The sequence below is a fragment of the Eikenella corrodens genome, assembly GCF_900187105.1.
Lineage (GTDB): Bacteria > Pseudomonadota > Gammaproteobacteria > Burkholderiales > Neisseriaceae > Eikenella > Eikenella corrodens.
The window spans coordinates 784,401-799,302 of record NZ_LT906482.1 but is presented as its reverse complement, the minus strand read 5'-3'; the positions used below and the strand labels follow the sequence as shown (position 1 = coordinate 799,302).

Here is a 14,902-nt window from a genome sequence, read left to right as displayed (position 1 = left end):
GAATATTGGCCAAACCCGCCTGCCGCATTAAGAAGGATTAAGTATTATGTCAACCTCTCAAAACAAGATGGGTGTGGTACAACTGACCATTCTCACCATGGTAAATATGATGGGCTCAGGCATCATCATGTTGCCGACCAAATTGGCTCAGGTTGGTACGATTTCTATTTTGTCATGGCTGGTTACCGCTGGCGGTTCTCTGGCCTTGGCGTATGCGTTCGCTAAGTGCGGCCGCTTTAGTAAAAACCCCGGTGGTATGGGTGGTTATGCCGAGTATGCCTTCGGTAAATCCGGTAACTTTATTGCCAACTATACTTATGCCGTTTCTCTGGTAATCGCCAACATCGCTATCGCCATCACTGCCGTAGGCTACCTCGCCCAGCTGATGGAGTGGCAGCTTTCTCCACAACAAGTAACCATGTGGACCATCATCTTCGTATGGGTTACCACTGTGGCTAACTTCGGCGGTCCGTCTATTACTGGTAAAATCGGTGGCTTCACTGTGTGGGGCGTGGTGATTCCGGTGGTTGGTATCTCCATTATCGGTTGGTTCTGGTTTGATGGCGCTAAATACGCTGCTGCTTGGAACCCGCATAACTACGGTGTGTTTGAAGCTCTGCCGAAATCCATCTCAATCACTCTGTGGTCATTCCTTGGCTTGGAATCTGCTTGTGCAAACTCTGATGCTGTAGAAAACCCCGAGAAAAACGTACCGATCGCTGTATTGGGCGGTACCATGATGACTGCGGTAATCTACATCGTTTCTACCAACGTAGTAGCCGGTATTGTAGACAATCCTACTTTGGCTGCTTCTGATGGTCCGTTCGGTTTGGTATTTGCCCAAATCTTTAATCCGACTATCGGTAAAGTGGTAATGGGTTTGATGGTATTGGCTTGTACTGGTTCTCTGTTGGGTTGGCAGTTCACTGTAGCTCAAGTGTTCAAATCCAGTGCTGACGAAGGCTACTTCCCGAAAGTATTCAGCTCTGTTACCAAATCTAACACTCCGCTGGTAGGTATGATCATCTTGTGCGTGGTGCAAACCCTGCTCTCCCTGATGACCATGAGCCCGAGCTTGAGCGAACAGTTCGACGTATTGGTGAACCTCGCTGTGGTAACTAACCTTGTGCCCTACGTACTGTCTATGTCTGCCTTGTATGTAATGCAGAAAGTTAGCAACGTGCCGGCAGGTGAAATGAAAGTAACCACTTTCGTTGCCCTGATTGGTAATATCTACAGCTTCTATGCTCTGTATGGTTCAGGTGCCGAAGCTATGCTCGGCGGCGGTTTGGTAACCTTCTTCGGTTGGGTAATTTACGGCCAAGTTGCTGGTAAAAAATTCGACCTGAAACAGCCGTACTAATCGGTTACAGCAAACCGGTCTGAACACAGTTTAGACAAATCTGCTAAAAGCAGCCCCCGAATTCTAAATAGAGGAGAATTCGGGGGCTGCGCTTTTTCAGGTAGCCTCATGGATTAAAGGCTACCTGAAAAATACTACCACTGCTTTTCGGGTGTTCTTCCTGAATCTGTTACAATACGCCCCCTGAATTTAACGCATTAAACACCAAGACAATAATCATGGAAGCCGAACGCATCAACCTGCTCAACAACACCCTCGCCGACCTAGAAAAACGCAGCGGCGAAATTCGCGTGTATCTCGATTACGACGGCAAAAAAGACCGGCTGGAAGAAGTGGTCGGCCTCTCCGAAGATCCCGAGCTTTGGAACGATCCCAAACGTGCCCAAGAAATCGGCAAAGAGCGCAAAGTGCTCGAAGGCATCGTGCTCACGCTCGACAACATCGCTGGCGGCATCGACGACAACCGCCTGCTTATCGATATGGCGCTGGAAGAGGGCGATGAAGACAGCTTTGCTGCGATTGAGGAAGACGTAGCAGAGCTGGAAAAACAAATGGCCGAGCTCGAATTCAAGCGCATGTTCAATCAGCCTGCCGACGTGAATAACTGCTTTATCGACATCACAGCCGGCGCCGGCGGCACCGAAGCCGAAGACTGGGCCGGCATGCTGCTGCGCATGTATGTGCGCTATGGCGAGCGCAAAGGCTTCAAAGTGGAAATCATGGAGCAGGACGACGGCGAAATTGCCGGTATCAATCGCGCCACCATCCGCTTGGAAGGCGAGTACGCCTACGGCCTGTTGCGCACCGAAACCGGCGTGCACCGCCTCGTGCGCCACTCCCCTTTCGATTCCAACAACAAACGCCACACCTCCTTTGCCTCCGTGTTCGTCTATCCCGAAGTGGACGACAGCTTTGAAGTGGAAATCAACCCGGCAGACGTGCGCACCGATACTTTCCGCGCATCCGGTGCCGGCGGCCAGCACATCAACAAAACCGATTCCGCCGTGCGCATGACGCATATCCCCACCGGCATCGTGGTGCAGTCGCAAAATAGTCGATCGCAGCACGACAACCGTCGCGTGTGTGAAGAAATGCTGCGCGCCAAACTGTTTGAGCTGGAAATGCGCAAACGCAACGAAGAGAAACAGGCGCTGGAAGAAGGCAAATCAGACGTGGGCTGGGGCAGCCAGATCCGCTCCTACGTGCTCGATTCTTCCCGCATCAAAGACTTGCGCACCAGTCACGAAACCGGCAACACCAAAGCCGTGCTCGACGGCGATTTGGACGACTTTATCGAAGCCAGCCTGAAACAGGGCGTGTGATTACCGCCTAAGTGAATTGAACGCAAAAGGCTACCTGAAAAAGATTAGATAGGTTTCAGGTAGCCTTTTACTTACTCAGTGAGAATAGTGCGATTTGCATGAGAAATGCCGAAGCCGGTGGGATAGTTGGTTTTGCAAGAGCTCAGGCTACCTGAAAAGTGTAAGCAGGATTTTCAGGTAGCCTCAACTGTTTAATCCGAAAGATAAAATGATGACCAAACGACAATGCGAATACACGTTTCGCCCAGCCGACAGCCTTACCCAGCTGGTGCAGCTGCTGGCAGCCTTGGTATGTCTGAGCCAATTATTGAGCTGGCTGCTGCTGATGGGAGCGGCTTTACCGAAGGCATTGGGTTGGCTGGAATTGTCGGACGAGGTGCTTGATAGCCTGGCGGGGGTGGTGGAGTTTGGCGCTTGGGTGCTGATTGGTTTGCTGTTGTGTTCGGGTTTGGTGTTTTTATGTTGGCTGTACCGAGCGGCCTGCAATGCACGGGCTTTGGGGCACAGGGAATGCAGGTGAGCCCGGCTTGGGCGGTGAGTGGTTTTTTCGTGCCGATTATCCATCTGTTTCTGCCTTATCAGGCAGTGAAGGAAATTTGGGTAAATGGGCCGGTGGATAGTGAGCCGGACAGCATATGGCTGAGAATTTGGTGGTTCGGTTTGCTCGGTAGCATGGCATTGAGCCGGTTTGCCGATATATCGGCAGGCTGGGAAACGCAGGGCGGTGAATGGGGCATCAGACTGTTGCTGTATACACTGTCGGCTTGGCTAACGGCGGCAAGTGCTTATGCTTTGCTGCGGCTGGTGGGCGAAATCAATCGGCGGCAGAATAGACTGGCTGGGGAATAGGGTTTTCAGGTAGCCTGAGTGCATGATGGGGACTGCCTGAAGTTTGTCTGAAGTGAGTAATTTTGCCAATAAGGCTACCTGAAAGCGGTGTACCAGTTTTCAGGTAGCCTTTAATATGGCGAGGCAGTTAGCTTTGCTGCTTCAGCTGTTTGGCTGCTTCGATGGCGTAGTAGGTAAGAATGCCGTCTGCACCGGCGCGTTTGAAGGCGAGCAGGCTTTCAAGGATAACTTTGTTGCCTTCCAGCCAGCCGTTTTGGATCGCAGCTTGGAGCATGGCGTATTCGCCGGACACTTGGTAGGCATAGGTGGGCACGCCGAATTGGTCTTTCACACGGCGGATAACGTCAAGATAGGGCAGGCCGGGCTTCACCATCACCATATCTGCGCCTTCCTGTAGGTCGAGAGCGATTTCGTGTAAGGCTTCGTTGCTGTTGGCGGGGTCCATTTGATAAGTGCGTTTGTCGGCCTTGCCTAAGTTGGCGCTGCTGCCCACTGCATCGCGGAACGGGCCGTAGAAGGCGGAAGCATATTTGGCAGAATAGGCCATCAGCCGGGTGTGGATGTGGCCGGCATCTTCCAAGGCTTCGCGGATGGCGCCGATGCGGCCGTCCATCATGTCGGATGGAGCAATCACTTGTGCTCCGGCTTCGGCGTGGCATAGCGCTTGTTTGATCAGCACTTCCACGGTTTCATCATTTAATACGTAGCCATTTTCGTCAATTAGGCCGTCTTGTCCGTGGCTGGTGTAGGGGTCGAGCGCCACATCAGTCATCACGCCCAGCTCCGGGAAGCGCTCGCGCAAGGCGCGCACGGTGCGCGGTACGATGCCTTCCGGGTTGTAGGCTTCACTGGCAGTCAAATCTTTGTGTGGCACGGAAGCAGGAAATAAGGCCAGCATCGGGATGCCTAGTTTGCAAGCTTGCTCAGCTTGTCGCAGCAGATTATCCAAGGTCTGCCGCTCGATGCCGGGCATGGAAGGGATAGGTTCGTTGCTAGAATCTTGCTCCAACACGAATACGGGGTAGATTAAATCATCAACGCTGAGGGTATGCTCACGCATGAGGCGGCGGGAAAAATCGTCTCTACGCATCCTGCGCGGGCGGATGAAGGGAACTTGGCGGAATGGGAAATTCATACTGAAAACCTATCGAAAGTTTTAACGGCGTATATTTTACGCTGCTTAGCAGGGAAATGGGTGAGTAAGATAGGTGGTAGAGATGTTGCGCAATTTTCTGCTAATGAAATTCTGTTTTGTGTTAGAGGCTTAATCTTATTTGTTGGATATTTTGTTTTTAGGTATTTGACAAAGTTTTTTTTGAGGCGTATAGTTCGCATCTTCGCTGTCCCGCATGGCGCAATTTGTTTGTCGCCGGTTTGGTTCAGCAGCTCTTTAACAATCAGATTACCGATAAGTGTGGGTGTTTTACACCTGCACTGTTGAGAAGAAGACAAGACGATGTTTAACATTGTTCTGTCGATTTCTTTGAAGCAGACCAGAAGTTATTAAGTTAGAGATTGAACATAAGAGTTTGATCCTGGCTCAGATTGAACGCTGGCGGCATGCTTTACACATGCAAGTCGAACGGCAGCGGGGTAGTGCTTGCACTACTGTCCGGCGAGTGGCGAACGGGTGAGTAATATATCGGAACGTACCGAGTAATGGGGGATAACCAATCGAAAGATTGGCTAATACCGCATACGTCCTACGGGAGAAAGCGGGGGATCGCAAGACCTCGCGTTATTCGAGCGGCCGATAACTGATTAGCTAGTTGGTGGGGTAAAGGCCTACCAAGGCGACGATCAGTAGCGGGTCTGAGAGGACGATCCGCCACACTGGGACTGAGACACGGCCCAGACTCCTACGGGAGGCAGCAGTGGGGAATTTTGGACAATGGGGGCAACCCTGATCCAGCCATGCCGCGTGTATGAAGAAGGCCTTCGGGTTGTAAAGTACTTTTGTTAGGGAAGAAAAGGGAAGTGCTAATACCACTTTTTGCTGACGGTACCTAAAGAATAAGCACCGGCTAACTACGTGCCAGCAGCCGCGGTAATACGTAGGGTGCGAGCGTTAATCGGAATTACTGGGCGTAAAGCGAGCGCAGACGGTTATTTAAGCAGGATGTGAAATCCCCGGGCTTAACCTGGGAACTGCGTTCTGAACTGGATAGCTAGAGTGTGTCAGAGGGGGGTAGAATTCCACGTGTAGCAGTGAAATGCGTAGAGATGTGGAGGAATACCGATGGCGAAGGCAGCCCCCTGGGATAACACTGACGTTCATGCTCGAAAGCGTGGGTAGCAAACAGGATTAGATACCCTGGTAGTCCACGCCCTAAACGATGTCGATTAGCTGTTGGGCAACTTGATTGCTTAGTAGCGTAGCTAACGCGTGAAATCGACCGCCTGGGGAGTACGGTCGCAAGATTAAAACTCAAAGGAATTGACGGGGACCCGCACAAGCGGTGGATGATGTGGATTAATTCGATGCAACGCGAAGAACCTTACCTGGTCTTGACATGTACGGAACCTTCCAGAGACGGAAGGGTGCCTTCGGGAGCCGTAACACAGGTGCTGCATGGCTGTCGTCAGCTCGTGTCGTGAGATGTTGGGTTAAGTCCCGCAACGAGCGCAACCCTTGTCATTAGTTGCCATCATTTAGTTGGGCACTCTAATGAGACTGCCGGTGACAAACCGGAGGAAGGTGGGGATGACGTCAAGTCCTCATGGCCCTTATGACCAGGGCTTCACACGTCATACAATGGTCGGTACAGAGGGTAGCCAAGCCGCGAGGTGGAGCCAATCCCAGAAAACCGATCGTAGTCCGGATTGCACTCTGCAACTCGAGTGCATGAAGTCGGAATCGCTAGTAATCGCAGGTCAGCATACTGCGGTGAATACGTTCCCGGGTCTTGTACACACCGCCCGTCACACCATGGGAGTGGGGGATACCAGAAGCAGGTAGGGTAACCGCAAGGAGCCCGCTTGCCACGGTATGCTTCATGACTGGGGTGAAGTCGTAACAAGGTAGCCGTAGGGGAACCTGCGGCTGGATCACCTCCTTTCTAGAGAAAAAGTAGGGGTAGAGCATCCACACCTATCGGTAATCAGATACAGATGCGAAGAGAATGTTGGGTTTGTAGCTCAGCTGGTTAGAGCACACGCTTGATAAGCGTGGGGTCGGAGGTTCAAGTCCTCCCAGACCCACCAGTAGTCGTAGAGCGGAGCAGATCCGCCCAGGTACTGGGGGCATAGCTCAGTTGGTAGAGCACCTGCTTTGCAAGCAGGGGGTCATCGGTTCGATCCCGTTTGCCTCCACCACACAATACTTTCCAAATAAAAGTATGCTAAATATACGAGTAAGCTGCTGCATCTTGCAGTTTGCGCGGTAGTTTATTTTTATTTGCGAAGTCAAAACGCATCGATCTTTAACAAATTGGCAAGCCGAAATCAACAAACAAACGAAGTAGGGCTTATCTTTGAGATAAGTCATACAGAAATTTGGGTGATGATTGTATCGACCGAATCCTGAAACACAAAAGGCAGGATTCGGACACAACAAGCAGTAAGCTTTATCAAAGTAGAGGCCTTAAGCCCCAGCTGTAGTCAACGCAGCGCAGGCGAAGTCAAAAAGGCACTTCAAATGATAGAGTCAAGTGAATAAGTGCATCAGGTGGATGCCTTGGCGATGATAGGCGACGAAGGACGTGTAAGCCTGCGAAAAGCATCGGGGAGCTGGCAATAGAGCTTTGATCCGGTGATGTCCGAATGGGGAAACCCACACAGCAATGTGTATCCTAAGCTGAATACATAAGCTTAGAGAAGCGAACCCGGAGAACTGAACCATCTAAGTACCCGGAGGAAAAGAAATCAACCGAGATTCCGCAAGTAGTGGCGAGCGAACGCGGAGGAGCCTGTATGTGATAGTTGTCGGGATAGGAGAAGGAATTGGAAACTTCCGCCATAGTGGGTGATAGCCCCGTATCCGAAATTCCGGCAGTGGTACTAAGCATACGACAAGTAGGGCGGGACACGAGAAATCCTGTCTGAAGATGGGGGGACCATCCTCCAAGGCTAAATACTCATCATCGACCGATAGTGAACCAGTACCGTGAGGGAAAGGCGAAAAGAACCCCGGGAGGGGAGTGAAATAGAACCTGAAACCTGATGCATACAAACAGTGGGAGCACCTTATGGTGTGACTGCGTACCTTTTGTATAATGGGTCAACGACTTACATTCAGTAGCGAGCTTAACCGGATAGGGGAGGCGTAGGGAAACCGAGTCTTAATAGGGCGTCATAGTTGCTGGGTGTAGACCCGAAACCGAGTGATCTATCCATGGCCAGGTTGAAGGTGCCGTAACAGGTACTGGAGGACCGAACCCACGCATGTTGCAAAATGCGGGGATGAGCTGTGGATAGGGGTGAAAGGCTAAACAAACTCGGAGATAGCTGGTTCTCCCCGAAAACTATTTAGGTAGTGCCTCATGTATCACTTCCGGGGGTAAAGCACTGTTATGGCTAGGGGGTCATTGCGACTTACCAACCCATGGCAAACTCAGAATACCGGAAAGTGCAATCATGGGAGACAGACAGCGGGTGCTAACGTCCGTTGTCGAGAGGGAAACAACCCAGACCGCCAGCTAAGGTCCCAAATGATAGATTAAGTGGTAAACGAAGTGGGAAGGCTTAGACAGCCAGGATGTTGGCTTAGAAGCAGCCATCATTTAAAGAAAGCGTAATAGCTCACTGGTCGAGTCATCCTGCGCGGAAGATGTAACGGGGCTCAAATCTATAACCGAAGCTGCGGATGCACCTAGTGCATGGTAGGGGAGCGTTCTGTAGGCCTGAGAAGGTGTTTCGTAAGGAATGCTGGAGGTATCAGAAGTGCGAATGTTGACATGAGTAGCGATAAAGCGGGTGAAAAGCCCGCTCGCCGAAAGCCCAAGGTTTCCTGCGCAACGTTCATCGGCGCAGGGTGAGTCGGCCCCTAAGGCGAGGCAGAGATGCGTAGTCGATGGGAAACGGGTTAATATTCCCGTACTTGATTTAAGTGCGATGTGGGGACGGAGAAGGTTAGGTCAGCAAACTGTTGGAATAGTTTGTTCAAGCCGGTAGGTGGAAGGATTAGGCAAATCCGGTTCTTCATAACACCGAGAAGTGATAACGAGTATCTACGGATACGAAGTGACTGATACCACGCTTCCAGGAAAAGCCACTAAGCTCTAGCTTAAATCGAACCGTACCGCAAACCGACACAGGTGGGCAGGATGAGAATTCTAAGGCGCTTGAGAGAACTCGGGAGAAGGAACTCGGCAAATTGATACCGTAACTTCGGGAGAAGGTATGCCCTCTGAGGTGAAGGATTTACTCCGTAAGCTTTGGAGGGTCGCAGAGAATCGGTGGCTGCGACTGTTTATTAAAAACACAGCACTCTGCAAACACGAAAGTGGACGTATAGGGTGTGACGCCTGCCCGGTGCTGGAAGGTTAATTGAAGATGTGAGAGCATCGGATCGAAGCCCCAGTAAACGGCGGCCGTAACTATAACGGTCCTAAGGTAGCGAAATTCCTTGTCGGGTAAGTTCCGACCCGCACGAATGGCGTAACGATGGCCACACTGTCTCCTCCCGAGACTCAGCGAAGTTGAAGTGGTTGTGAAGATGCAATCTACCCGCTGCTAGACGGAAAGACCCCGTGAACCTTTACTGTAGCTTTGCATTGGACTTTGAAGTCACTTGTGTAGGATAGGTGGGAGGCTTAGAAGCAGAGACGCTAGTTTCTGTGGAGCCGTCCTTGAAATACCACCCTGGTGACTTTGAGGTTCTAACCCAGGTCCGTTAACCGGATCGGGGACCGTGCATGGTAGGCAGTTTGACTGGGGCGGTCTCCTCCCAAAGAGTAACGGAGGAGTTCGAAGGTTACCTAGGTCCGGTCGGAAATCGGACTGATAGTGCAATGGCAAAAGGTAGCTTAACTGCGAGACCGACAAGTCGAGCAGGTGCGAAAGCAGGACATAGTGATCCGGTGGTTCTGAATGGAAGGGCCATCGCTCAACGGATAAAAGGTACTCCGGGGATAACAGGCTGATTCCGCCCAAGAGTTCATATCGACGGCGGAGTTTGGCACCTCGATGTCGGCTCATCACATCCTGGGGCTGTAGTCGGTCCCAAGGGTATGGCTGTTCGCCATTTAAAGTGGTACGTGAGCTGGGTTTAAAACGTCGTGAGACAGTTTGGTCCCTATCTGCAGTGGGCGTTGGAAGTTTGACAGGGGCTGCTCCTAGTACGAGAGGACCGGAGTGGACGAACCTCTGGTGTACCGGTTGTCACGCCAGTGGCATCGCCGGGTAGCTAAGTTCGGGAAGGATAAGCGCTGAAAGCATCTAAGCGCGAAACCTGCCTGGAGATGAGACTTCCCTTGCGGTATAACCGCGCTGAAGAGTCGTTCTAGACCAGGACGTTGATAGGTGGGGTGTGGAAGCGCGGCAACGCGTGCAGCTAACCCATACTAATTGCTCGTGAGGCTTGACTCTATCATTTGAAGTGCTTTGCGGTGTAGAGACACCGGGAAGAGTACTCAATAGAATAAAGCTTACTGGAATCGATACACATTACCCGATTGTTTGGTTAGTAGCCGGACAGAACAGTTTGATTTGATTAACCGGAGTGACATTACCGGTGGCTTGACGATTTGTACAGTTTAAGTTTGGCGGCCATAGCGGTTTGGTCCCACGCCTTCCCATCCCGAACAGGACCGTGAAACGAACCAGCGCCGATGATAGTACGGATTACCCGTGCGAAAGTAGGACACTGCCAAACACCTATTTATGACACCCGCCTAACGGCGGGTGTCATTCTTTGTGGCGTAGAAGGAAGAGAAATAGGAAAAAGGAAGAGAAACGAGAAAAATGAATGAGTGGAGAGGATAGGAAAGAAAAGAGGCTAGCGGAGTGTAATATTCTGCTAGCCTCTTTCACTTCTGCCACTTCCGCGCCGTCAGCGCCGATATTCGGTCAACAGTGTTTCCTGCATATCCAGCCCTTCTTCCCCTTCCTGCGCGGTAGCGCGGATATAGCTGCCGTCGGGTTGCATCAGCCAGGCTTTACGGTTGTCGGCCAGGGCGAGGGTGAGGGCTTCGCGCATGATGCGCTGTTTGATAGCCGGGTTTTCCACGGGGGTGCAGATTTCGATGCGGCGGAAGAAGTTGCGGCTCATCCAGTCGGCGCTGGCGATGAAGAGCTCTTCGCGCCCGCCGCTGTGGAAGTAGAACACGCGGGAGTGTTCGAGCAGGCGGCCGATGATGGAGCGCACGCGGATGTTTTCGGAAAGGCCGGGCACGCCGGGGCGCAGGGTGCACATGCCGCGCACGATTAAATCTATCTGCACGCCGGCCCGGCTGGCTTCATACAGGGCGCGGATGATGCCGGGCTCGATCAGCGAATTCATCTTGGCAATGATGCGGGCGGGTCGTCCGGCGCGGGCTTCGGCGGTTTCGGCGGCAATGCGCTCCAGCAGCATGGGGCTGAGGGTGAAGGGGCTTTGATAAAGCTTGTTGAGCCGCGTGGGTTGGCCTAAGCCAGTGATTTCCATGAAGATGGCGTTCACGTCGGCGGTGATGGCTTCGTCGGCGGTGAGCAGGCCGAAGTCGGTGTAGATGCGGGAAGTGCCTTGATGGTAGTTGCCGGTGCCGAGGTGGGCGTAGCGCTTCAGGTAGCCTCCTTCGCGGCGGATAACGAGCGCCATTTTGGCGTGCACTTTGTAGCCGAACACGCCGTACACCACATGCGCGCCCGCGCTCTCCAGCCGTCGCGCCCAGTTGACGTTGTTTTCTTCGTCGAACCGCGCCATCAGCTCCACCACCACGGTTACCTGTTTGCCTGCATTGGCGGCGGCAATCAGGGCGCGGGCGAGGTCGGAATGGGTGCCGGTGCGGTAGATGGTCATCTTGATGGCCACCACATCCGGATCGGCGGCGGCTTCTTGGATGAAGCGCACGGTGGGGGCGATGGATTGGTAGGGGTGGTGCAGCAGCACGTCATGCTGTTTGAGCACTTCAGGCATGGGCTGGTCTTTGCGCACATCTTTGGGCAGGCCGGGCGAGAATGGTGGGAATTTCAAATCAGGTCGGTCCACCATATCGGGCACGGCCATCAGGCGCACCAAATTCACGGGACCGACCACTTGGTAGAGCTCGTTCGGGCTCAAATTGCATTGCGCGAGCAGGAATTCGGCCACATGCGGCGGGCAGTTGTCGGCCACTTCCAGCCGCACTTCGTCGCCATACTGCCGCTCGCGCAGCTCGGTTTGCACGGCGGCGCGCAGGTTGGTGAGGTCTTCTTCGTCCACCGTGAGCTCGCTGTTGCGTGTGAGGCGGAATTGGTAGCAGCCCTCCACATCCATGCCGGGGAAGAGCTTGTGCACATAGGCATGCAAAATGGAGGAAAGCAGCACGAAACCGTGCCCTTCGCTGAGTTCTTCCGGCAGCTTCACCACACGCGGCAAAATGCGCGGTGCCTGTACCACGGCCATGCCGGAGGCGCGGCCGAAAGCGTCTTTGCCGGAAAGCGACACCACGAAATTGAGCGACTTGTTGAGCAGGCGCGGGAAGGGGTGCGCCGGATCGAGCCCTAGCGGGGTGAGGATGGGCAACAGCTCGCGGTCGAAATAGCTTTCAATCCAGGCGCGCTGCTGATCCGTCCACTGGCGGCGCGGATAGAAGAAAATACCCTCTTGGCGCAGCGCGGGAACCAGCTCTTTGTTGAACAGCTCGTATTGCTCCTGAATTAATTTTTTGGCCTCGGCCGCCGCGGCCGCCATAGTTTCGGCCGGCGTGGTGCCGTTATCCAAGAGCATGTGCGGGTTGAGCTGGCTTTCCTTCTTCAGCCAGGCCACGCGCACTTCGAAAAATTCGTCTAAATTAGAAGAAACGATGCACAAAAAGCGCAACCGCTCCAAAAGCGGCACGCCTTCGTCCCGCGCCTGCGCCAGCACGCGGCGGTTGAACGCCAGCAGGCTCAGTTCGCGGCAAAGGATGGTGGGCTGGTTCGGCATAAGGCTACCTGAAAAAGAAAATTGAATGAAAACGCAGTGTAAACAAACAGCTGCTTAGAAGAAATCGGCGCTATAATGGCTATGCCGCCATCGGCAAAGTGCCATGTGCGCCCGCTATAATTAACATAGCAATTATCGTTCCAACCTGCGCCTAAAGACAAGATATAGGCACGAAGCAGGCCGAACGTTTCCACCCGCCACCTTTCGGGAGACCCATCATGCGAATCCTGTTCCTCCTCTGCGCCGCCCTCTTCAGCGCTGCCGCCACAGCCGAAACCAGCGCCCAAATCAACCTGCAAATCAACCCCTCCGCTGATTACTACTACGGCGGCTACGACAACTACCCCGGCTACTATCCCAGCCGCAGCTACTATTTCTACAACGGCTCCAACCAATACGGCGGCGGCGAAATCCAAACCACCGAGCAATACAGCCGCGGCGGTATCGGCTACACCGAACACCGCAACTGCCACACCAGCGCCGGCTCCACCATCTGCACCGGCAACTGGCGGCCGGTATCGCCCGTGCGTGGCAATATCCAAATCAACTACCGGCACTAAGTACCCGCAGCGATATAAAAGGCTACCTGAAAACCACCCTTCGGTTTTTCAGGTAGCCTTTTTATTGTCACACAACATGCAGCCAAGCTATCGGTAAAATCGCTGCCCCATCCCGTTATCGCAATATTGCAGGCTCACCGTGCCGCCGCTGCCGTCCAGGCACAGGCCGTTGGCGGCGCTGCGGATGTGGCTGCCCTCGGCAATCCAATGCTGGTTGCGGCTGTTTTGGCAGGCGGTGGCGATGACGGGGCTGCCGGCGCCGCCGGTAGCCTCGGCGCACAGGCCGTTGATGTTGAGGCGCGGGCCGTCGAACATGAATTGTTGGTTATTGCGCCCGTGGCAGGGCTGGCTGACCAGATAGGCGGGCATGCCGCTGCGCTCGAGGCTGAGGCAGGAATTATCGGCGGCCTGGCGCAGCAGGGTGCGGCGGCCGTTATTGAGCACGGGGCGGTAGTAGCCGTCGAGAGGGGCGCTTTCGCTCATGATGACGGTGGTGCCCGGGGCGGCATCCACGCGCACGGTTTTGTGCACGGTGTGTGTGGTTTCCACGGGCAGATCGAGCGAGAAGGACCGCCCGTTTGGGCCGTTGAAATACGTGCAGGCGGGGAGGGCGAGCAGGGCAATCAGGAATGGCGGGATTTTCATGGCGGCTCTTTCGGCGGGAGGAGTAGGCTACCTGAAAGCTGCGGGCGGTTTCAGGTAGCCTGTATGCGGTTTACGGCTGCACTTCAACATTGGCGAGTGCTTCGATATCCAACACGATTTCGTCTTGGCTGTCGCATTTTAAGGGGTGTTGATCGCTGTTGATCACTTCGCCGTTCTTAATGAAGAAGGCGTGCGACTGCCAGCCGGTGTAGCCGCCATAGCTGTTTTTGGCATTCACGCGGGCACACACCATATAGGAGGGATAATAGCTGATCTGCCCGGCGGCAACGTATTGGTTTTTATGCACGTGCAAATATTTCCGCGGCCGGGTGAAGCCGCCGTACATCACAGAATGGGGGTCGATCAGGGTTTGGGCAAGGTGGCGCTTGATGAGTTGCTCGTAGTTGCGCGGGTAGCTGCCGTAGTCCATGCGGCGGATTTGATCCATGGTGAGTACGGTAGGTTTAGGTAGGCAGCCGGCGAGCAGGAAGCTGCCGAAGAGGGCGGCGAGAAGGCGTTTTGTCATGCGTTTCCCTTTCTGGCAAAGCGTTGAGGCTACCTGAAAACCAAGCTGCAGCAGAGTGCGAAACGGTTTCAGGTAGCCTCAGGGCAGTTAGGGGTTTACTCTGATTTCTTTCCCATTTTCCAGCACTTTAATATAAGAGCCGGGCTCTACGGACACCATGGGGTCGTCGTCGCTGTAGCATCCGGTGCCGAACACGTTTTCATAGATGCGGCCGTCGCGGATGAGGTAGGGGTGTAGCTGCCAGCCGGTGTAGCCGCCATAGCTGTTTTTGGCATTGACGCGGGCGCACACCACATAGCCGGTGATGATGCGGATCGGGGTATCGGTTTCGATCGGGTGGAATCTTCGCTCGAAGCGCACAAATTTTCTTGGGCGGGAAATGCCATCCAGCATCATGGAGCGGGGATCGATCAGGGTTTGGGCGAGGTGGCGCTTGATGAGCTGCTCGTGGTTGCGCGGGTAGCTGCCGTAGTCCAGGTGGTGGATTTGCTCCATGGTGAATTCGGTGGGATCGGGCAGGGTGTAGCAGCCGGTGAGCAGGGTGCTGCCCAAGAGGGCGGGGAGGAGGAGTTTTTTCATTTTATATCCTTG

The 14,902-nt window shown here is 53.8% G+C and carries 10 protein-coding genes, 2 tRNA genes and 3 rRNA genes; 10 read left to right on the top strand and 5 right to left on the bottom strand.

Features of this window, described 5'->3' with window-relative positions; all coding sequences use genetic code 11:
- Positions 1 to 46: 46 nt before the first annotated feature.
- The 4 genes from potE to CKV94_RS04025 all read left to right on the top strand — a co-directional run bounded on the left by potE (position 47) and on the right by CKV94_RS04025 (position 3,534).
- Entirely contained in the window at positions 47 to 1,363 is a 1,317-nt protein-coding gene (gene potE / locus CKV94_RS04035) for a putrescine-ornithine antiporter (RefSeq protein ID WP_003824701.1), read from the top strand.
- 218 nt (positions 1,364 to 1,581) lie between these two features.
- On the top strand, positions 1,582 to 2,685 hold the full coding sequence (prfB, locus tag CKV94_RS04030) for a peptide chain release factor 2 (RefSeq protein ID WP_003824699.1): 1,104 nt from the start codon (positions 1,582 to 1,584) through the stop codon (positions 2,683 to 2,685).
- 208 nt (positions 2,686 to 2,893) lie between these two features.
- Positions 2,894 to 3,205 (top strand): hypothetical protein, encoded by a 312-nt coding sequence (locus CKV94_RS11100; protein ID WP_003824698.1) that lies wholly within the window; start codon positions 2,894 to 2,896, stop codon positions 3,203 to 3,205.
- Positions 3,202 to 3,534, top strand: a complete 333-nt coding sequence (locus tag CKV94_RS04025; protein ID WP_064103570.1) for a DUF4328 domain-containing protein — start codon at positions 3,202 to 3,204, stop codon at positions 3,532 to 3,534. The genes CKV94_RS11100 and CKV94_RS04025 overlap by 4 nt, the downstream gene beginning before the upstream one ends.
- A gap of 127 nt (positions 3,535 to 3,661) precedes the next feature.
- Here CKV94_RS04025 and hemB read toward each other — a convergent pair whose 3' ends face one another.
- Entirely contained in the window at positions 3,662 to 4,669 is a 1,008-nt protein-coding gene (gene hemB / locus CKV94_RS04020; RefSeq protein ID WP_035581189.1) for a porphobilinogen synthase, read from the bottom strand.
- A gap of 382 nt (positions 4,670 to 5,051) precedes the next feature.
- Between hemB and CKV94_RS04015 the strand changes: the two genes are divergently transcribed.
- From CKV94_RS04015 to rrf, 5 genes are all read left to right on the top strand, one after another.
- Positions 5,052 to 6,593: ribosomal RNA gene (locus tag CKV94_RS04015) — 16S ribosomal RNA — on the top strand.
- A 68-nt stretch (positions 6,594 to 6,661) separates the two neighbouring features.
- Positions 6,662 to 6,738: transfer RNA gene (locus tag CKV94_RS04010), tRNA-Ile, on the top strand.
- A gap of 35 nt (positions 6,739 to 6,773) precedes the next feature.
- Positions 6,774 to 6,849 (top strand) — tRNA-Ala (locus CKV94_RS04005).
- Between the two features lie 329 nt (positions 6,850 to 7,178).
- A 23S ribosomal RNA gene (locus CKV94_RS04000) occupies positions 7,179 to 10,062 on the top strand.
- Positions 10,063 to 10,234: 172 nt separating this feature from the next.
- Positions 10,235 to 10,348 (top strand): 5S ribosomal RNA (gene rrf, locus CKV94_RS03995).
- Together the 16S, 23S and 5S rRNA genes with 2 tRNA genes alongside form the textbook arrangement of a ribosomal RNA operon.
- A 177-nt stretch (positions 10,349 to 10,525) precedes the next feature.
- On the opposite strand, the gene ppk1 is transcribed toward rrf, so the two are convergent.
- The gene (gene ppk1 / locus CKV94_RS03990) at positions 10,526 to 12,580 is read right to left on the bottom strand and encodes a polyphosphate kinase 1 (RefSeq protein WP_003823613.1); all 2,055 of its coding nucleotides are present in this window, start codon (positions 12,578 to 12,580) and stop codon (positions 10,526 to 10,528) included.
- 218 nt (positions 12,581 to 12,798) lie between these two features.
- Between ppk1 and CKV94_RS03985 the strand changes: the two genes are divergently transcribed.
- Entirely contained in the window at positions 12,799 to 13,140 is a 342-nt protein-coding gene (locus tag CKV94_RS03985) for a hypothetical protein (protein ID WP_003823610.1), read from the top strand.
- A gap of 87 nt (positions 13,141 to 13,227) precedes the next feature.
- On the opposite strand, the gene CKV94_RS11095 is transcribed toward CKV94_RS03985, so the two are convergent.
- The 3 genes from CKV94_RS11095 to CKV94_RS03970 form a co-directional block, all read right to left on the bottom strand.
- A complete protein-coding gene (locus CKV94_RS11095) occupies positions 13,228 to 13,785 on the bottom strand; it encodes an RICIN domain-containing protein (RefSeq protein WP_003823608.1) in 558 nt (185 codons plus the stop codon).
- Positions 13,786 to 13,855: 70 nt separating this feature from the next.
- Positions 13,856 to 14,311 (bottom strand): hypothetical protein, encoded by a 456-nt coding sequence (locus CKV94_RS03975; RefSeq protein ID WP_003823607.1) that lies wholly within the window; start codon positions 14,309 to 14,311, stop codon positions 13,856 to 13,858.
- A gap of 87 nt (positions 14,312 to 14,398) precedes the next feature.
- A complete protein-coding gene (locus CKV94_RS03970) occupies positions 14,399 to 14,890 on the bottom strand; it encodes a hypothetical protein (protein ID WP_023887725.1) in 492 nt (163 codons plus the stop codon).
- Positions 14,891 to 14,902: the final 12 nt, after the last annotated feature.

What these genes read in the sequence shown, in the direction of transcription:
- CKV94_RS11100 (WP_003824698.1), top strand. Translation starts at nt 2,894, where the DNA reads ATGATGACCAAACGACAATGCGAATACACGTTTCGCCCAGCCGACAGC.
- CKV94_RS03975 (WP_003823607.1), bottom strand. Translation starts at nt 14,311, where the DNA reads ATGACAAAACGCCTTCTCGCCGCCCTCTTCGGCAGCTTCCTGCTCGCC.
- prfB (WP_003824699.1), top strand. Translation starts at nt 1,582, where the DNA reads ATGGAAGCCGAACGCATCAACCTGCTCAACAACACCCTCGCCGACCTA.
- ppk1 (WP_003823613.1), bottom strand. Translation starts at nt 12,580, where the DNA reads ATGCCGAACCAGCCCACCATCCTTTGCCGCGAACTGAGCCTGCTGGCG.
- CKV94_RS03985 (WP_003823610.1), top strand. Translation starts at nt 12,799, where the DNA reads ATGCGAATCCTGTTCCTCCTCTGCGCCGCCCTCTTCAGCGCTGCCGCC.
- CKV94_RS11095 (WP_003823608.1), bottom strand. Translation starts at nt 13,785, where the DNA reads ATGAAAATCCCGCCATTCCTGATTGCCCTGCTCGCCCTCCCCGCCTGC.
- hemB (WP_035581189.1), bottom strand. Translation starts at nt 4,669, where the DNA reads ATGAATTTCCCATTCCGCCAAGTTCCCTTCATCCGCCCGCGCAGGATG.
- potE (WP_003824701.1), top strand. Translation starts at nt 47, where the DNA reads ATGTCAACCTCTCAAAACAAGATGGGTGTGGTACAACTGACCATTCTC.
- CKV94_RS03970 (WP_023887725.1), bottom strand. Translation starts at nt 14,890, where the DNA reads ATGAAAAAACTCCTCCTCCCCGCCCTCTTGGGCAGCACCCTGCTCACC.